Origin of the sequence: Ruegeria halocynthiae (genome assembly GCF_900106805.1) — a bacterium.
Classification (GTDB): domain Bacteria; phylum Pseudomonadota; class Alphaproteobacteria; order Rhodobacterales; family Rhodobacteraceae; genus Ruegeria; species Ruegeria halocynthiae.
The window spans coordinates 1326594-1344725 of sequence record NZ_FNNP01000001.1; the positions used below are offsets into that span (position 1 = coordinate 1326594).

An 18132-nucleotide genomic window follows, 5' to 3' on the forward strand; every position below is an offset into this window, starting at 1 on the left:
CAGAACGAACGGCAACACCTGAACAGTACTTCCTCGCTTTGCATTATTGGAACAGCTGTCTCATGGAAGAATTTTAAAAAACTCCGCTTGGTTTCCTTTGCGACCCACGACTTGGAAATTATGCTTGGCCGTAGCAGCACCTCCTGGGGTCTGAAGTGAATTGTACGGAAGGACTTAGTGTAACACATGAAGGCATCTGCATCCCGATAGCGACCACCGATCAGATTAAAACGGAGGCCAACCAGCGATAGAATTTTCTCTATTAGGCCCCTGTCCCCTTGCCTTCGCTGGCAATCCAAGCCATGCGCCGCGCATGACCTACGACACGATCATCCTTGGCGCCGGTGCGGCTGGCATGATGTGCGCCGCCCATTGTGGCGGGCGCGTGCTGGTGATCGACCACGCAAAAGCGCCGGGAGAGAAGATACGCATCTCGGGTGGCGGGCGGTGCAATTTCACCAATATGTACGCGGGTCCCGGTAATTTCTTGTCGCAGAACCCGCATTTCTGCAAATCCGCGCTGGCGCGCCATACGCAGTGGGATTTCGTCGATCTTGTAAACCGCCACAACATTACCTGGCATGAAAAGACATTGGGACAGCTGTTCTGCGATGGGTCATCAAAGCAGATCATCTCGATGCTGTTGGCTGAAATGGAACGCGCCGGGGCTGAACTCTGGGTGCAGGCCTCAGTGAAAGACCTGCGCAAGACCGAGAGCGGGTTTGCGCTAAGCGTTGAGCGCGACGGGAAACGCCTGCCCCTCATCTGCACCAACCTTGTGCTAGCCACGGGCGGCAAGTCGATCCCCAAGATGGGCGCGACTGGTTTGGCCTATGACATCGCGCAGCAGTTCGGGCTGCAAGTGACCGAGACGCGGGCGGCGCTGGTCCCGTTCACCTTCACAGACGGACGGTTCAAAGCGCTGTCAGGGGTTTCTGTGCCCGCGCGACTGACCAACGAACGCATCAGTTTTGACGAGGCAATGCTGTTCACCCACCGCGGGCTGAGCGGACCTTCGGTGCTGCAACTATCTTCTTACTGGCGCGAAGGTGAGGTGATCAGAGTTAATCTGATCCCGGATTTGCCGTTGCTTGATCTGTTGCGCGATCAGCGTCAGGCGGGTGGACGAAAGGCGCTGACCACCGAGCTGGCGCGCCATCTGCCCGCGCGGCTGGTGGACTACCTCAGGCACCATATTCCGTTGCAGGGCAATCTGGCCGATCAGTGCGACGCCGCGCTGTCTGAGCTCGAGACTGCTTTATCAGACTGGAAGCTGACGCCCTCTGGCACCGAAGGCTATCGTACCGCCGAAGTGACTTTGGGTGGTATCGACACCGATGGTTTGTCGTCGAAAACGATGGAGGCCAGGGATGTCCCCGGCCTCTATGCAATTGGTGAAGCGGTGGATGTCACTGGCTGGCTGGGCGGATACAACTTCCAGTGGGCGTGGTCCTCGGGCCACGCCGCCGGAGTTGCGATTGCCAACCGATAGCCGACAGCCTTAACTGTGCGACCTCAGCCGACGACGTTGTAGCCGCGTCCACGCATACAGTTTCGTACGATCACTTCTTTGTTCTGGTTCTTGTTGATCACATCGGCGCCTGCACCAACCAGTGCACCGGCCACCGCTGCACGACCCAGATTATCGCTGCTGTCCTGAACGATACCCGTTACGGCAGCGGCACCTGCCGCACCGATGGCCGCGTTACCGGCGGTGGACCCGTCCACACTGGCTTGCGATGCAGCGAGTTGCTGACACTGTTGCAAATCAACGTTGTAGTTCGGGCTTACCGGACCATCGATGATCGGCTGATAGTTGGCACCTGTGTTGGTGCACGCACCGGCCACCAGAATGGCGGGAACGATCAGAAAGAGTTTACGGTTTGGCATATTCCATGACCTCGTTTTAAATTTTCCAAAGGCAAAACCAATAAATATGGAACGTCAAGCAGATATGCGTACAGACTGGCCAAACCGGCGGTCAATTGCAAACTCATCCCTTTGCGAGCCGTGATTTCACCTCGGTGGCGAAATCGTCACCGCGCTGCTCGAAGTTGTCGTACTGGTCGAAGCTCGCGGCCGCCGGGGCCAGCAGAACGGTTTCGCCGGGAAGCGCATCGGCCATGGCTTGCTTCACGGCTTCGGCCATGGTCGTGCAGACCATTGCATCTGCCTTCAACCTCATGGCGAATTCTGCGGCCTCTCGCCCGATCACATAGGCGCGGACGACTTGATCCAACGCCTCGCTCAACGCGTCCAGCCCGCCCTCTTTCTCAAGTCCGCCACAAATCCAGCGGATTTTCCCGAACGCACTCAACGCCTTTATGGCGCTGTCTACATTGGTCGCCTTGGAATCATTCACATAGGTGATGCCATCCGCCTCGGCAATGATCTGACTGCGGTGCGGCAACCCGGGGAAACTGTGCAAGGCACTCTCAATCACCCGAGGTGCAAGCCCCAGCGCCCGACAGGCGGCATAGGCAGAGCAGGCGTTTTGATGATTATGGGCACCGGGCAGCCCCTTGATCTCGCGCAGGTCAATGGCCCCGGCCTGGCGGCCCTTTCGATACTCCGACAAGAACCCCTTGCGGGCAAAGACTTGCCAGCCTGGCCCGGTCAGTTTGCGCGCAACCGAGATGCGGATCACTCGGTCATCTGTCGGCCCCTCGGCCAGTTGGCCCGCCAGAAATGCTCCCTCGGGCTCATCGATCCCGATCACGGCGCGGTCCGGCCCACCTTCGGCAAAAAGGCGTCGTTTGGCTGCAAAGTAACCGCCCATGCCGCCATGCCGGTCCAGATGATCGGGTGAGAGATTTGTGAACACCGCCACATCAGGGGTCAGCGCGCGGGCCAGTTCGGTCTGATAACTGGAAAGTTCCAGTACCACGACCGAGCCGTCGCCACCCGGATCGATATCCAGCACGCCCCGCCCGATATTGCCCGCCAGTTGCGAGGCTCGCCCGGCCTCGGTCAGGATATGATGGATCAGCGCAGCGGTGGTCGACTTGCCGTTCGACCCGGTAACGGCAATGACCCGCGGCGGGGTGTCATAATTGTTCCACTCTGGCCCGGCGAAGGATCGAAAGAACAGGCCGATATCATTGTCGACCGGCACACCCGCCTCCTGTGCGGCGGTAACTACCGGGTTCGGCGCCGGATAAAGGTGCGGAATGCCGGGTGAGACGATCAGAGCGGCGATATCCTCAAACACGCCATGACTGCGCAGATCGACGCACGAGAATCCCTCGCCCTCGGCGGTTTCGCGCGCGGCGGGATTGTCGTCCCAGCAAATCGGCTCAGCCCCGCCTGCGCGCAGCGCCCGCACCGTGGTCAGGCCTGACCGCCCCAGCCCCAGAACCGCAACTTTCTGCCCTGAAAATCCTTTGACCGGGATCATGTTGCCCACCTTTTATCCCAGTTGTTCTTCCAGCCAGTCCGCCCGCAAAGCGGCAGACCCTTTTGGAACAAGAACTGTTTCAAACCCATAGCTTGGTAACCGGTCGCACAATGCTTCGAATTCCGCAATAGCTGCGGCCCAGTTGTGCCGCCGGTCTTCATCCTGTTCGAATATCTCAGGCCAAGGAGGAAATAGAAACACGCGCGATTCGTAGCCCAAGTGCAGTATCTGTTCGCGTACTGATGGTGCCAGTGGCGTATCAGTTCGGTCATACCAAATCATCGCATCCAGCGCGGAACGATCAAAAATCACCAGATCATCTGTGACGCTTTGGATGTCTGACGTCGCAATTTCAATGATCCGGCGGCAGAATGCTTCGGGATCGATCCATGGCAGAGCACGGCCACCACATTGTCTTTCCTCGGCAATGACACGGCGACCCGGCTCGGGAACTGTTGAATATCCACGCCGGGCCATCTCGTCCAGCAGGGTAGATTTACCACCGCCGGAGCATCCCGAAAGTACAACGAAACGCGGGCTCACCGGACCTTCAGCGTCGCCAACCCGATCATCGCCAGGATCAGTGAGATGATCCAGAAGCGGATCACGATGGTGGGCTCAGCCCAGCCCTTTTTCTCGTAATGATGATGGATCGGGGCCATCAGGAATACCCGTTTTCCAGTGCGCTTGAAATAGAGCACCTGAATGATCACGCTCAGCGCCTCGACCACGAACAGCCCGCCTACGATGGCCAACACCAGTTCGTGCTTGGTCGCCACTGCGATCGCACCCAGTGCACCACCCAGTGCCAGCGAGCCCGTATCACCCATGAACACCGCCGCCGGAGGGGCGTTGTACCACAAGAACCCAAGCCCCGCGCCAAAGAGCGCCGAGGTGAAGATGAATATCTCTCCCGTTCCCGGCACGTAGTGCACATCGAGATATTCGGTAAAGTCGACCCGCCCGACCGCATATGCGATCACGCCCAGCGTCGAGGCCGCGATCATCGCAGGCATGATGGCCAGCCCGTCCAGCCCATCCGTCAGGTTCACTGCGTTGGCAGAGCCCACAATCACGATGACCGCGAACGGGATATAGAACAGGCCCAAATTGATCAGCGTGTCCTTGAACACCGGTAAGGCGAGCTGGTTCTGTAGTTCTGCAGGGTGGTGCAACCCCGCCCATAGCGACGCCAGAACTGCAATCAGAATACCCAGAGCCAAACGCATTTTGCTCGAAACGCCCTTGGTGTTCTGTTTCGACACTTTGGCATAATCGTCAGCAAAACCAATCGCGGCAAACGCGAGCGTCACAAACAAGACCATCCAGACATATGGATTATCCCAACGCGCCCAGATCAGGGTCGATGTCATCAGCGCACCAACGATCAGCAGCCCACCCATGGTTGGCGTCCCGGCTTTGGACAGATGCCCCTCTGGCCCGTCATCACGGATCGGCTGGCCCTTTCCCTGCTTGCGGCGCAATACGTTGATCAACGGTTTTCCGAACAAAAATCCAAAAATCAGCGCAGTCAGAAAGGCGCCCCCCGCCCGGAACGTGATATAGCGGAAGAGGTTCCAGAAGTCTCCTCCATCCGATAGGGCGGTCAACCAATAGAGCATTCCAAAACCTTTCTCACACGGGCATCACGGGCGCTTACGACTCAAGCGCGCCCCCTTGCCCCATTTTCCGCAGACCGTCAACAATCTGCGCCAATGCCATACTCAGCGATCCCTTGGCCAGTACCGCATCGCCATCGCGGATCAGCTCGGGCAAATGTTTGGCCATCTCGACGCTGGTCGCAGTCCACAGCCCGCGCTTGTGTTCGGGCAGTGCATGATGCAGCGACCGCATCAGCGGGCCGATGCAATGAACCTGATCAACTTGCGCCATTGCAGCCAAATCGGCCATCGTCGCGTGCATGGCAGATTCCTGCGCGCCCAGTTCTTTCATGTCCCCCAAGAACGCGATCTTGCGTCTACCCGCCGACGCAGCCAGCACGTCCAAAGCGGCCTCCATCGAGGTCGGGTTGGCATTGTAGCTATCATCCAGCAGTTCGATCTGTGCCCCATTCAGCAACGCGATCACTTCGCGCACCCCGCGCCCCTTGACCGGAGACCAGCGGCGCAGGCCAGCAATGGCCTGATCCAGATCAACGCCCAGTTCAACACAAGATGCCAGAGCGCCCAGCGCATTCATGGCGAAATGCGTACCTGCGGATTGGACCTCGAAAGAGAATTCCTTGTCGCCCACTCTGCCCTTTGCCTGCAGGCTATCGGCCCCCTGCTCAACATGAATCAGCGCATAGTCACCCGCCGTACGGCCGAATTCGACAATTTTTGCGCCACGATCCCGCGCACAGCTACGCAAAATGTCAGCGTGCTCGATATCGGTATTGACGATAGCAGCTCCACCTTTGGCCAGCCCGTTGAAGATCGCGGCCTTCTCATGGGCAATGCCTGCAACCGATTCGAAGGCTTCAAGATGCACTGCAGCCACGGTCGTTACCAACCCCACGTGTGGCCTGGCCTGACGCACCAGAGGGGCGATTTCACCCGGGTGGTTCATGCCGATCTCGATGACGGCAAATTCAGTGTAACGCGGCATCCGCGCCAGCGTCAGGGGCACGCCCCAATGGTTGTTGTAGCTGGCAACGCTGGCATGGGTTTTGCCTTGAGTTTCCAGTATGCTGGCCAGCATTTCTTTAGTCGAGGTCTTGCCAACGCTACCGGTGACCCCCACCACGTGTGCATCTGTCCTGGCACGAGCCGCCTGCCCCAGCGCCTCAAGCCCAGCCTGCACATCGTCAACGATCAAGAGTGCGGCATCCCCGGGCACGCTTTCCGGGATATGGGACACCAGCGCGGCGCCCGCGCCTTTATCCAGAGCTTGGGCGACGAAATCATGGCCGTCGCGGGCGGCCTTGAGCGCGACAAACAAATCGCCCGGTTGCAGGGTGCGAGTGTCGATCGAGACGCCAGTCACTTGCCAATCGGTGGTGGCACGCCCGTTGGTCGCCTCGACGGCCTCGGCTGCTGTCCAGAGCGTCATGCAACCCTCCCGTCCAATGCGGCGACCGAAATACTGGCCTGCTCCACATCATCAAATGGCAGGACCTGATCGCCGACGATCTGGCCGGTTTCATGGCCTTTGCCCGCGATCAACAGGGCGTCACCCGGCTGCAAAGCGTCGATACCGCGCAGGATGGCCTCGGCTCGGTCGCCCACTTCGGTCGCTTCAGGCGCGCCCAGCATGACAGCAGCGCGGATGATGGCGGGGTCCTCGCTGCGGGGATTGTCATCGGTGACGAAGACCAGATCGGCGTTTTCTGCCGCCGCGTGGCCCATAAGCGGGCGTTTGGTGGCGTCACGGTCGCCCCCTGCACCGACGATGGCGATCAGACGGCCCATGACATGGGGGCGCATCGCTTTTAGCGCAGTGGCGACCGCATCCGGTGTATGGGCGTAATCGACGAAAACGGCAGCGCCGTTGTCACGGGTGGCGGCCAGCTGCATCCGCCCCCGGACCGTTGTCAGGTGAGGAAGAGTTTCGAACACGCGATTGGGGTCCTCGCCTGCCGCGATGACCAGACCACAGGCGAGCAACACGTTTTCTGCCTGAAAACCACCGATCAGGTTCAGTCGGGTTTGATAGGTCTTTCCCTCCCACGAAAAGCGCAGGTCCTGCCCGGTCGCGTCAAAGCGTTGATTCAGAAGGCAAAGGTCGGCTTCTTCTGACCCCACAGTGATTATGTTCTGACCACGCGCCTCGGCAATCTTGCACATCTGGGCGCCCTTGGGATCGCTGAGGTTGATCACCGCGACCCCATCTTCGGGCAGCACCCGGTCAAACAGGCCCGCCTTGGCGGCGAAATAGGCCTCGAACGTGTCGTGATAGTCCAGATGGTCCTGCGTGAAGTTCGAAAACCCGGCAGCGCTCAGACGCACCCCGTCCAGCCGGCGCTGTTCAAGACCGTGCGAGGATGCCTCCATCGCTGCGTGCGTCACGCCGTTCTCGGCGGCTTCGGCCAGGCAGCGGTGCAGGGTGATCGGTTCGGGCGTGGTGTGCGCCAGTGGGGCGGTCCATGCGCCCTCGATCCCGGTGGTGCCGAGGTTAACGGCAGCAAGGTCCAGCTCGGTCCATATCTGGCGAACGAAACTGGCCACGGATGTTTTGCCATTGGTGCCGGTGACGGCCACGATGGTTTGCGGCTGCGCGCCGAACCACAAGGCGGCAGCACCCGCCAGCGCCTGACGGGGGTCTTCGGTCACGATCAGGGCCGCGTCGGATGCGGCCAGTTCATCGGCGGCAATCTCAGCCCCTTTGGCGTCAGTCAGGATGGCAGCGGCCCCCATGCGCAGGGCATATTGGATAAACTCTCCGCCATGAACGCGGGTGCCGGGGAGCGCTGCGAAAAGAAAGCCGTCTTTGACCTCGCGGCTATCGACAGCCAAACCGGTAATGTCAGGATTTGCGCCACCTCGCGCAGTCAGGGCCAGTTGGCTGAGTTTCTTTGACCGATTACCCATGACCCACCTCTTGTCGGACAGCCTAATTTGAGGTCAGCGTTATAGCAGCGCGCGCCTCAGGCTCAAGGCGGGGTCTGAGGCCCAGCAGTGGCGCGATACGTGCGATCAGTTCTGCGGCGACGGGGACGGCCGTCCAACCCGCGGTGCGGCGCTTTTCGCCATAGGCAACGATGGATGGCTCATCCAGCGTGACGATCAGTACATATTTCGGATCATAGGCTGGGAAGATCGTCGCGAAGGTCGCAATCACCTTGTCATCATAGTAGCCACCGCGCGGCTTAGGCTTATCGGCAGTACCGGTCTTGCCCGCCACGTCATACCCCGCCACGTCGCCAAAGCTGGCTGTGCCATCGGTGACCACCTTGCGCAGCATCGCTTGTGCCTGCTTGGCCGTGTTTTCGGACATCACGCGGGGGCCGTATTGCGGACCATTTCGGCGCATTACAGTCGGGCTGACATAATGCCCTCCGTTGGCAATCGCCGCATATCCCGCAGCAAGGTGCATCGGGCTGGTCGACAGGCCATGACCATAGGAAATGGTCACTGTACTCAGTTCACCCCACTTCTTGGGCTTGAGCGGTTCACCCCCTTTTGCCTCCACAATCTCGAACGGGGTTGGGTCGAACATGCCCAACGCATTCAGAAAATCCTGCTGCCGCTTGGCCCCGATCTGCAGCGCTAACCGCCCGGTGCCTCGGTTCGAGCTGTGGACAATCACATCGGTGACACTGATTTCGCCATAGTTCTTGCCGTTGAACTCGCCGATCGGAAAGCGCCCGATTTTCATCGGACCAGACGTGTCGATAATCGTGTTGGAATTCACCAGACCCAACTGCATCGCCTGCGCGGCAGTGAAGATTTTGAACACCGATCCCAGCTCATAAACACCCTGCACATAGCGGTTGAACAGCGGGCTGTCGGAGGGATCAAACCCCGAGGTCGGCGGGCGTGGGCGGTCGTTCGGATCAAAGGAAGGCAGCGAGGCCGCCGAGACCACCTCACCCGTATGCGCGTTCATCAGAACCGCCGAGGCGCCCTTGGCGTTCATGATCTTCATGCCACCAAAAAGCACCTGTTCAACGGCTGCCTGAACGGTCAGATCCAATGACAGTTGCAGAGGCTTGTTGCCATTGGCCGGATCGCGCAGATAGTCGTCGAACTGCTTTTCTACCCCAGCAACGCCGATCACCTCGGCCGCACTGACGCCCTCGCGACCAAAGCCCGAACCGCCCAGAATATGCGCGGCCAGACGGCCATTTGGATAAAGCCGCATCTCACGCGGCCCGAATAGAATGCCCGGATCACCAATGTCATGCACAGCCTGCTTCTGTTCCGGTGAGATTCGTTTTTTGATCCACAGGAACTTTCGCTTGCCGGTGAAGTCGTTGACCAAACGCTCTTTGTCCAGATCGGGGAAGATAGAGACCAACTGCTCGGCGGCGGCAATCGGGTCGATCATCAGGGGTGGCTGGGCATAGACCGAGTATGTGTCCAGATTAGTCGCCAGAATTCGCCCCTCACGGTCCACGATGTTGGCCCGCTGCATGGCGATGGATGCCCCGGGCGCGTTGGCCAGCGGCTCTTGCGCTTCGGACGTCGCAAGCGCGCCCATACGGAAACCGACAACCGAGAAGGCGCAGAAGAAGAACAGCCCCAACACCAGCAGACGGCCTTCGGCACGGGCGCGGGCGCGGTCTTTCATGTCTTCGTGACGCTGACGGATGTTCTCACGTTCGATCACCTTCGGGTTTTCACCTCGGGCACGGGCATCAAGAATTCGAGCCAGAGGGCGGAGCGGAGTGCGAGTCATGGGAACTGCACCTCACCCAGTGCCTGCGTCTCGGTGATCGCCTGCAGTTCCAGCGGATCCACGATGGGCAGATCCGGGTCTTCGCCGTAGGAAATCTGGTTGGCACGGCCAAATTGTTCGGCACGAAGGGGCAGCAGAGCCAAACGTTCGAAATTCAGGTCGGCCAGTTCACGCAGGCGATCGGGCCGGTTCAGATAGGCCCACTCGGCATTCAACACCGCCAGTCGCGCCTGCGCCACACCAATCTTTTGCTGCAATGACTGGGTTTCTTTGACCACTTGCTGCGTGCGATAGTTTTCTTGGTACGCCCACAGCGCCAACCCAAACACGGACAAGGCGGTCAACACATACAATATACTCTTCATCTTGCCTTTCCCCCCACTTGCGGCATCGCTATGACGCGGGCCTCAATTTCCCCCGCCGGGGCATCCGTACGAATGGCGACCCGCAACTTGGCCGAGCGCGCGCGCGGATTTTCTTGTAGCTCCTGCTCATCCGGGCCTACGGCCTTGCGGGTTTTCAGCGTGAATTGCGGCTGGTCTTCCTGCATCTCTGGCGCATAGCGGTTGGCGCGACCTGTCTTGCCTGCGCGCGATTGCAAGAACCGCTTGACCATCCGGTCTTCGATAGAATGGAATGTGACAACGGCCAGTAGCCCGCCAGGCTTTAACGCCCGCTCGGCAGCCATAAGGCCCTGAAACAGCTCTTCATATTCCGCGTTCACCGCGATCCGCAGTCCTTGAAAGCTGCGCGTTGCCGGGTGCGATTGACCGGGTTTCGGGCGCGGCAGGCAGGATTCGACGATCTCGGCCAGACGCAGCGTCGTCGTAATCGGCTCCTCTGCCCGCGCCTTGACGATGGACTTCGCGATACGACGGCTGGCGCGCTCTTCCCCAAAATGGAACAGGATATCAGCCAGTTGTGCTTCGGTCGCAGTGTTGACCAGATCGGCAGCGCTTTCGCCATCCTGGCTCATGCGCATGTCCAGCGGGCCATCTTTCATGAAGGAGAATCCGCGTTCAGCCTGATCCAATTGCATGGACGAGACGCCGAGATCCAGCACCACGCCGTCCAGATCCTGTGCGTATTCATCCATGCGAGAGAACACGCCCTGCTGCATTTCCAGCCGATCACCGTATTGTCCGACCCAATCCGCAGCCATCTCAAAGGCCAGCGGGTCGCGGTCCACGCCGATGACCTTCTCAGCCCCGGCCTCAAGCAATCCACGCGCATACCCACCTGCCCCAAAAGTGCCGTCCAGCCATACACCCGAAACCGGAGCGACGGCGGCCAGCAACGGGCGCAACAGAACAGGGATGTGAGGTTTTTCCGAAGGGGTCAAAGCGCCGGACATGCCGTCACCCGTCCCCGATGCCATCGAGATACTGCATCGGATCGAAATCATCCGGCAGATCGTCGATCCACTCTTCGGTCTTGGCCAGTTCCTCGACCTCATAAGTCTCGGGCTTCCAGATCTGGAACGTGTCACCCGCAGCAATAAAGAACGCCTCATTCTCAAGGTCGATCTTGTTGCGCAGCTTGGCAGGCAAAACCAGTCGCCCGGTTTCATCCACATTGGTCGGGAAGGACTGACCGTGGAACATACGTTGCAGCATCCGGCGCTGCATCGAGCCGCGCGGCAGCGCATCGATCTTGGCGTCGACTTCATCAATCGCCTGCATCGTATAACATTCAAGGAAATTGCGGCGGTGGTCGCCATAGACAATCACCAGTTCAGGATTGTCACCGGGCTGCCAGTTTGGATCGGACGTTTCAAGCACACGGCGAAACGAGGCCGGGATCGAGACCCTGCCCTTCGTGTCCACCTTATGGTGGCTTTCACCTCTAAACCTGCGCGCCAAGACGACTGTCCCTTTCGCTTGCGCCCCACCAGAATTTCACGTTCCCCCGAAAGGAAAAACGGCGGGTTGATCTGCTGCCACTGATCAACCCGCCGCATTGACCCGCTATGCGGGATGTCCAGCTGCGCGCGCCACCTGGGGGGATGTCTGCTCGCCCGCGCGCCGGATCTGTTAAACGATGAAAGCGAGATGCCTGTATGAAACCTATTTTTATATTTTTGGTTCGGGGTCGTTTGGTGCCCCTTTAACTGTGCTCGCCCTCATCGGGTAAACTAGGGATGCCATGGGAAATCATGGAAATCAATAGAAATTTTGCAACAACGGAAGTGATTCCAGTAATGAAATTAGGTTAAAGCAATCAAAATCGAAGCAAAATGTACCACAAATAGATATCCATAGGTCAATACACACCACATATGCGCAATTTGATGCCAGAGATATTCCTCCCACGATTTCCCATAAATTTTCTAAAGACGAGGCAGATCCAATGCTCAAGGCCTTATGAACCAACTATCCCACACGAATCACAGGCCACCGGCAAGCCATCCCCATACCCGACCCATGCTTTCCCACAACACAACCATGCCGCGGGTTGGGATCAGCGATGAGAGCCCCAACCCGACTTGATTTGACACAAGACGTTCAGACAAACGCTAATCCCGCTCACAGGATTAACACCCTTAGTCATGGTGACCGAACAGGCGAAACACCAACGACGAGATAAAACACATGTTTTATTGGCAGTTATTGGGTTGGACCGGAATATCCCGATAATCCATGCATTTGCTGCATAGCGGCATTGACGACGCGAGCTATTGTGCAATTGCAGCATTTACTTATTTTCACCCTCAAGCAAGCGCCGAACGAGATCGGCAACAGCACGAATGAACGGATGAAGAAGATGGCAGTAGCAAGCACACATACCACCCTGAAAGGCGCTCCGGCATTCGGAATCGTCGCATTGGTTGAAACCGTATTAACTCGCGTTGCACGCTATCGTCTGTACCGCCAGACAGTCAACGAACTGTCGGCTCTGTCAGACCGCGAACTGGCCGATCTGGGCTTGCATCGCTCGATGATCCGCCGTCTGGCCCAGCAGGCCACAGAAGACCAAGTCGCTCAGTAAGAGCGCCACAAAACACCGAGATCAGATCCGTACTCCTCCCTTTCGGATCTGTATTTCTGCGGCAACATCTCTCCTCCTCCCTGATGTTGTCGCACCCTATACCGGCCCCGACAGCCGGAACCTGATACACTGAGGCTCTCCTCCTCCCTGCCTTGGTGTTGAAAGCGCGCGGCGACGCCTTCCTCCTCCCTGACGTCGCCGCGTCTTCCTCATACCGGGATCAAACCCGGGTTCAGATACATCCGGGCTTCCTCCTCCCTGCCTTGATGTAGAAAAGAACGGCGGCTCCCTCTCCTCCCTGGGAACCGCCGTTTTTCGTTTTGGTGCACAAGATGTAGGTTGGGGCTGTGAACGATTTTCAGGAGTGTCTCATGGCCGCCTATTTCATCGCCCAGATTTCCATCCATGATCCGGATGGCTACCAGAAATATCTCGAAGGCTTTATGCCGATCTTTGACCGGTATGGCGGGCGCCTGCTGACCGTATCCTCTAAGCCTATCGAAGTGATCGAAGGCAATTGGGCAGAAGATGGTATTGTCCTGATGGAGTTTCCGGACATAGCCGCCGCCAAAGCGTGGAAGGACGACCCGGACTATCTTAAATTGGCTAAGATCAGGCAACGAACCGCGAAGGCGAATATGGTGTTGGTCGAGGGGCTATAAGCGTCAGAACGGCACGTCGTCTTTAGCAGTCAGAAAGCGCGAGACCACTTTCTTTGTCCCCGCCTTTTCGAATTCGACCTCAACCTTGTCGCCCTCAATACCGATCACCGCGCCGTAGCCGAATTTCTGGTGAAACACCCGTTCGCCCAGCGTAAAGCTGGCAATTGCGGTCGCATCGATCACTGTATTACGGCTTTCGCGCGGTTGCGACATGCCATATTGCCCCTGCCGCGCCTGCATCCGCTTCCAACCTGGAGAGTTATAGACATTCGCCTCAGCCGCACGCGTTTCAATACTCGCACTCTGCTGACCACCACCATAGAGCCCCGTAGCCGTCAGGACTTCAACATGGTCCTCGGGCAGTTCATCGATGAATCGTGACGGCATCGAATTCTGCCATTGCCCGAACACCCGCCGATTGGCCGCGAATGAGATCGTACAGACCTCTTCGGCGCGCGTAATACCGACATAGGCCAACCGCCGCTCCTCTTCGAGGCCCTTGAGGCCCGATTCGTCCATCGAGCGCTGCGAGGGGAACAACCCATCCTCCCATCCCGGCAGGAATACGGCGGGAAATTCCAATCCCTTGGCCGCGTGGAGGGTCATGATCGAGACCTTCGCCCCGTCGCTGTCCTGCTCATTGTCCATCACCAGGCTGACATGCTCCAGAAACCCCTGAAGGTTCTCGAAATTGTCCAACTGGTTGACCAGTTCCTTGAGGTTTTCCAGCCGCCCGGGCGCCTCGGGCGTCTTTTCGTTCTGCCAATGGGCGGTGTAACCGGATTCGTCCAAGATGATCTGCGCCAGCTCAATATGCGTATGCTCGGGCGCGCCATAGCGGATCGTCGACACGCCATCATCGATCACCGAGTCATCATCCACTTCGATCCGAGGTCCACGTGTCATCCCGTTCCAGCGCGCCAACCCGTCGATCAACTCGCGCAGCGCCTTGCCGCCCTTACCTTTGATCAGACCATTGTCGACAGCAATCCGCGCGCCGTCGACCAGAGACACCCCGTTCTCGCGCGCCACCACCTGAATCGTCTGCTGTGCCTTGTCTCCAAGACCGCGTTTCGGTGTGTTCACGATGCGCTCAAACGCCAGATCATCCTCGGGGCTGACCACCAGTCGGAAATAGGCCATGGCATCGCGAATCTCCATCCGCTCATAGAACCGGGGGCCTCCGATCACCTTGTAGGGCAGACCGATGGTTAGGAACCGATCCTCAAACGCCCGCATCTGATGCGACGCGCGTACGAGGATCGCGATTTCATCGAGGTTCATCGGACGGACACCACGAGTCCCGACTTGCATCGCGTCGATCTCTTCGCCGACCCAGCGCGCCTCTTCCTCGCCATCCCAATGGCCAATCAGGCGAACCTTCTCGCCCTCTTCCCGGTCGGTCCAAAGCTCTTTGCCTAAACGGTTTTCATTGCCCCGGATCACATTGGACGCAGCGGCAAGAATATGCGGGGTCGAGCGGTAGTTCTGCTCCAGCCGCACGACGAAAGCACCCGGGAAGTCCTTCTCGAACCGCAAGATGTTTCCCACCTCAGCCCCGCGCCAGCCATAGATTGACTGGTCGTCGTCACCGACGCAGCAGATGTTCTTGTGCCCCCCGGCCAGCAGACGCAGCCAGAGATATTGGGCGACGTTTGTATCCTGATACTCGTCCACCAGGATGTAGCGGAACCAGCGCTGGTATTGTTCCAGCACGTCCGGATAGGTCTGGAAAATCGTGACCATGTGCAGCAGCAGGTCCCCGAAATCCACCGCGTTCAACACGCGCAGGCGGGCCTGATACAACTTGTAAAAGTCGATGCTAGACATCACGCCTTTGCGCTTCTTAGGAGCGTCGAGTTCCTCGAACTCGGCACCCGTTTCAAGGTCGATCCAGAGTTCTTTGCTGGCGGGTACTTGGTCAGGCAACCACGAGTTGTTCTTGTAATTATCGATTATCGAAGCGAGCCAACGGGCAGTTGAAGTACGCACTTCAACATCAACTGATGAAGCCAATTGTTTAATAAGCCGTTTCTGATCATCGGTATCCAGAATGGTGAAGTTTGATTTCAACCCGACCAGTTCCGCATGGCGACGCAGCAGCTTGACGCAAATCGCGTGGAATGTGCCCAACCACGGCATCCCCTCAGCGGGTCTGCCCAACATTCGCCCTACCCGCTCTTTCATCTCGCGTGCGGCCTTGTTGGTGAAGGTCACTGCCAGAATCTCATTCTCGCGCACCCGATGGGTCTTGAGCAGATGGGTGATCCGCGCGGTCAGCGCCTTGGTCTTGCCAGTCCCCGCCCCAGCCAGCATCAGCACCGGACCATCCAGCCGATCAACCGCTTCACGCTGCGCCGGATTGAGATCTTTGAGGTAATCGACCGACGCCGCAGGCATGGCCCGCGCCGACAGTGATGCGCCTTCGAAGGCGTCCATTTCGTCAAAACTGCTCATAAGTCCAAACTACGCTGGATGCGTGCGGAGGGAAAGGGTTTGTTCACGGCTTGTTCGCCGGGAGTTCGTCAGCCTATCTGCTCAATTCTAAAGAAACACCTTTGCGTCATTAACCCTCTGTCAAACATAGCCAATGATGCTTGGCCTATTGCTGTGGGAGCGCGGGACATGAAACAGATAGATAAGACAGGCCAGACCTCGGGCCTGAAAATCGCGGGCATCTCGCTAATGCTCATGATGCTGACGGCTTTGGCCGGCTGGGGAATATACGCGATCCCGGCCCCGGTGGTTGACCGCATGTTGGAATCAGATCTGCGGCTACGTGCGTCGCAGTTAAATCAACATATCGCTTCTCATCTGCACGATGTCGAAGCCACGTTCAAACATGCCATCATGGACGATCACGATCAGGAGTTTCTGGAGCTTTTGCCTGAAACCTCAGAAATTTACCGATTCAAGCTGTTCGATAGAAACGGGCGTGTGTTCTGGTCGACCCGCGCCCCGGATGTCGGGACGACAAACACCAAGCCTTATTTTCAGGAAATCCTCGCAACCGGCGGGTCTTATTATAAGCACGAAGAAAAACCGATTGCCGAGGTCAGCGGGCTGAACCACGAGGTGATGGCAGGTTCTGGCAAGAAAACCTGCCATGTGGCCGAGATTTATACACCCGTTGTCATCGACGGAGAGTTTCTGGGCGCGATTGCGTTTTATTCGGATATTACGCCACAACGGGATTTGTTCATCACCCGTGTCCGGTGGTCGTTGGCTGTTTTGTCCGGTGTCTCATTACTGGCGCTGACCGCGGTAATTCTGGTCATTTATCGTACAAACCGCAGACAGGTTCGTGATCTACGGGCGCGCGCCGCCAAGGAACGCGAATTGATGGATGATCAGCTGCGCCTGGCGCGCGAGGTGCGCCTGCTGGGTGAATTGAATGAATGGCTGCAATCCAGCCGCTCTCTGGATGAGCTGTTCGATATGGTGTCGCGCTTCATGACCCATATCCTGCCCGAAGCCGAGGGCAGCGTGTATGTCTATTCAAATTCGCGCGACGTGCTGGACGGATGCGCCAGTTGGAACGAAGGATCGCACAAGGCGCATATTCACCCCGAAGGGTGCTGGGGGCTGCGGCGCGGGCGAACCTATGAATTTGGTGCCTCCGAGATTGATTTTATCTGCGAACATGCCGAACCGCATGACGGGCGGCCCTATTTCTGCTTTCCCATTCTGGCTCATGGCGAAACGGTGGGCCTGTTGCATCTGCGCGCCCACGACGGCCGAGAAGAAGCGTTTCACGACAGCAAGAAACTAGCACAGCTCTGCGCCGAGCAAGTCAGTATGGCCATCGCCAACGTGCGAATGCGCGATCAATTGCACGATCAGTCGGTGCGCGATCCCCTGACAGGTCTTTTCAATCGTCGGCACATGACCGAAACGTTGCGCAAGTCAATCAACCGCAGTCAGCAAAATGGTTCTCCGATAAGCCTGATTGCTGTGGATGTGGACCACTTCAAGAAATTCAACGATACCCATGGGCATGATGCGGGGGACATGGTGCTGCGCGCTGTTGGATCGGCCCTTGAACAAGGGTGCGACCGGGATGAGATTGCCTGCCGGATCGGGGGTGAGGAATTTATGCTGATCCTGCCGGACAACACGCCTGACGATGCAATGACCCGGGCCGAACAGGTAAGGCAGGCGGTCGAGGGAATCTCGGTTCGGTATGGTGAAAAGTCACTGCCGCGCATCACCATCTCGGTCGGAGTTGCCCATTACCCGGCGCATGGGGTGATGCCTCAGGACCTGATGCGGTCTGCTGACGACGCACTTTATGCCGCCAAGGATAAGGGGCGCAATCAAGTGCAGGTGGCAAATTTCGGGGCAATCTCCGCTTCAACGGCAGAACTGAGCGGCCAAAAGACGCCGGAAACCAAAGGCGCTCGCAAGTCCGCGGCGACCTGACCATCGTTGGGTGCCCCCGTTTGAGCTAAGCGCATCGTCCAGATGATTTCAGGTTCCCGGACGAACTGTAAACTGCCAGACACTTACGAATGCGATCCGATCTGGATACCCAAGACGGCAGCGTGCGGTCGTGGACATGCATCTTATCTACGGCCGAGCCTTAAAATACCGCTGGCACTTGGCGCAGCTGAAGTCGGTCATTTTTTCAGAAAAAGATAAAATTTGATGCTGCGGCGCAGCAAGTGTAAAAGAAAAGCGCCAAAAGGCGGCGTTTGCGAGCGATAACATGCCGGTTCTACCCAGAACTACAGATGTACGTGGTCG

15 protein-coding genes are annotated in these 18132 nt (G+C 58.1%); 4 read left to right on the forward strand and 11 right to left on the reverse strand.

Translation table 11 applies throughout. The features are described from left to right. The first annotated feature begins 313 nt into the window (after nt 1-313). Complete coding sequence (locus BLU89_RS06685) at nt 314-1492, forward strand: BaiN/RdsA family NAD(P)/FAD-dependent oxidoreductase (protein WP_074735454.1); 1179 nt, start codon at nt 314-316, stop codon at nt 1490-1492. A 23-nt stretch (nt 1493-1515) separates the two neighbouring features. Here BLU89_RS06685 and BLU89_RS06690 read toward each other — a convergent pair whose 3' ends face one another. The 10 genes from BLU89_RS06690 to mraZ all read right to left on the reverse strand — a co-directional run bounded on the left by BLU89_RS06690 (nt 1516) and on the right by mraZ (nt 11562). Then, nucleotides 1516-1890, reverse strand: coding sequence for a glycine zipper family protein (locus BLU89_RS06690; RefSeq protein ID WP_074735456.1), 375 nt, complete (start codon nt 1888-1890; stop codon nt 1516-1518). A 103-nt stretch (nt 1891-1993) separates the two neighbouring features. Further along, on the reverse strand, nt 1994-3397 hold the full coding sequence (gene murD, locus BLU89_RS06695) for a UDP-N-acetylmuramoyl-L-alanine--D-glutamate ligase (protein WP_074735458.1): 1404 nt from the start codon (nt 3395-3397) through the stop codon (nt 1994-1996). Nucleotides 3398-3409: 12 nt separating this feature from the next. Further along, nucleotides 3410-3940, reverse strand: coding sequence for an AAA family ATPase (locus tag BLU89_RS06700; RefSeq protein WP_074735459.1), 531 nt, complete (start codon nt 3938-3940; stop codon nt 3410-3412). Then, on the reverse strand, nt 3937-5019 hold the full coding sequence (gene mraY / locus BLU89_RS06705; RefSeq protein WP_074735461.1) for a phospho-N-acetylmuramoyl-pentapeptide-transferase: 1083 nt from the start codon (nt 5017-5019) through the stop codon (nt 3937-3939). Before mraY ends, BLU89_RS06700 begins: the two co-directional genes overlap by 4 nt. A gap of 34 nt (nt 5020-5053) precedes the next feature. Continuing rightward, nucleotides 5054-6448 (reverse strand): UDP-N-acetylmuramoyl-tripeptide--D-alanyl-D-alanine ligase, encoded by a 1395-nt coding sequence (locus tag BLU89_RS06710; protein WP_074735462.1) that lies wholly within the window; start codon nt 6446-6448, stop codon nt 5054-5056. Next, nucleotides 6445-7926: a UDP-N-acetylmuramoyl-L-alanyl-D-glutamate--2,6-diaminopimelate ligase gene (locus BLU89_RS06715; RefSeq protein WP_074735464.1), complete on the reverse strand. Its 1482-nt coding sequence runs from the start codon at nt 7924-7926 to the stop codon at nt 6445-6447. Before BLU89_RS06715 ends, BLU89_RS06710 begins: the two co-directional genes overlap by 4 nt. 22 nt (nt 7927-7948) lie before the next feature. Next, nucleotides 7949-9736: a peptidoglycan D,D-transpeptidase FtsI family protein gene (locus BLU89_RS06720; protein ID WP_074735465.1), complete on the reverse strand. Its 1788-nt coding sequence runs from the start codon at nt 9734-9736 to the stop codon at nt 7949-7951. Next, on the reverse strand, nt 9733-10101 hold the full coding sequence (gene ftsL, locus BLU89_RS06725) for a cell division protein FtsL (protein WP_074735467.1): 369 nt from the start codon (nt 10099-10101) through the stop codon (nt 9733-9735). The genes BLU89_RS06720 and ftsL overlap by 4 nt, the downstream gene beginning before the upstream one ends. Next, nucleotides 10098-11090: a 16S rRNA (cytosine(1402)-N(4))-methyltransferase RsmH gene (gene rsmH / locus BLU89_RS06730; protein WP_074736454.1), complete on the reverse strand. Its 993-nt coding sequence runs from the start codon at nt 11088-11090 to the stop codon at nt 10098-10100. The genes ftsL and rsmH overlap by 4 nt, the downstream gene beginning before the upstream one ends. 4 nt (nt 11091-11094) lie before the next feature. Continuing rightward, the gene (gene mraZ, locus BLU89_RS06735) at nt 11095-11562 is read right to left on the reverse strand and encodes a division/cell wall cluster transcriptional repressor MraZ (protein WP_245709670.1); all 468 of its coding nucleotides are present in this window, start codon (nt 11560-11562) and stop codon (nt 11095-11097) included. Between the two features lie 937 nt (nt 11563-12499). Between mraZ and BLU89_RS06740 the strand changes: the two genes are divergently transcribed. Both BLU89_RS06740 and BLU89_RS06745 read left to right on the forward strand, forming a co-directional pair. Beyond that, nucleotides 12500-12724, forward strand: coding sequence for a DUF1127 domain-containing protein (locus BLU89_RS06740; RefSeq protein ID WP_074736456.1), 225 nt, complete (start codon nt 12500-12502; stop codon nt 12722-12724). Between the two features lie 371 nt (nt 12725-13095). Next, nucleotides 13096-13386 carry a DUF1330 domain-containing protein gene (locus tag BLU89_RS06745; protein WP_074735470.1) on the forward strand — a complete coding sequence of 97 codons (291 nt, stop codon included), beginning with the start codon at nt 13096-13098 and terminating at the stop codon, nt 13384-13386. A 3-nt stretch (nt 13387-13389) separates the two neighbouring features. Here BLU89_RS06745 and BLU89_RS06750 read toward each other — a convergent pair whose 3' ends face one another. After that, the gene (locus BLU89_RS06750) at nt 13390-15843 is read right to left on the reverse strand and encodes an ATP-dependent helicase (protein WP_074735472.1); all 2454 of its coding nucleotides are present in this window, start codon (nt 15841-15843) and stop codon (nt 13390-13392) included. Between the two features lie 168 nt (nt 15844-16011). On the opposite strand from BLU89_RS06750, the gene BLU89_RS06755 reads away from it, so the two are divergent. Then, nucleotides 16012-17808, forward strand: coding sequence for a sensor domain-containing diguanylate cyclase (locus BLU89_RS06755; RefSeq protein ID WP_074735473.1), 1797 nt, complete (start codon nt 16012-16014; stop codon nt 17806-17808). The last annotated feature ends 324 nt before the right edge of the window (nt 17809-18132 follow it).

Coding starts and splice junctions, on each gene's coding strand:
- BLU89_RS06745 (WP_074735470.1), top strand. CDS start 13,096: ATGGCCGCCTATTTCATCGCCCAGATTTCCATCCATGATCCGGATGGC.
- murD (WP_074735458.1), bottom strand. CDS start 3,397: ATGATCCCGGTCAAAGGATTTTCAGGGCAGAAAGTTGCGGTTCTGGGG.
- BLU89_RS06750 (WP_074735472.1), bottom strand. CDS start 15,843: ATGAGCAGTTTTGACGAAATGGACGCCTTCGAAGGCGCATCACTGTCG.
- rsmH (WP_074736454.1), bottom strand. CDS start 11,090: ATGTCCGGCGCTTTGACCCCTTCGGAAAAACCTCACATCCCTGTTCTG.
- BLU89_RS06685 (WP_074735454.1), top strand. CDS start 314: ATGACCTACGACACGATCATCCTTGGCGCCGGTGCGGCTGGCATGATG.
- BLU89_RS06690 (WP_074735456.1), bottom strand. CDS start 1,890: ATGCCAAACCGTAAACTCTTTCTGATCGTTCCCGCCATTCTGGTGGCC.
- BLU89_RS06715 (WP_074735464.1), bottom strand. CDS start 7,926: ATGGGTAATCGGTCAAAGAAACTCAGCCAACTGGCCCTGACTGCGCGA.
- BLU89_RS06740 (WP_074736456.1), top strand. CDS start 12,500: ATGGCAGTAGCAAGCACACATACCACCCTGAAAGGCGCTCCGGCATTC.
- ftsL (WP_074735467.1), bottom strand. CDS start 10,101: ATGAAGAGTATATTGTATGTGTTGACCGCCTTGTCCGTGTTTGGGTTG.
- BLU89_RS06710 (WP_074735462.1), bottom strand. CDS start 6,448: ATGACGCTCTGGACAGCAGCCGAGGCCGTCGAGGCGACCAACGGGCGT.
- BLU89_RS06755 (WP_074735473.1), top strand. CDS start 16,012: ATGAAACAGATAGATAAGACAGGCCAGACCTCGGGCCTGAAAATCGCG.
- mraY (WP_074735461.1), bottom strand. CDS start 5,019: ATGCTCTATTGGTTGACCGCCCTATCGGATGGAGGAGACTTCTGGAAC.
- BLU89_RS06720 (WP_074735465.1), bottom strand. CDS start 9,736: ATGACTCGCACTCCGCTCCGCCCTCTGGCTCGAATTCTTGATGCCCGT.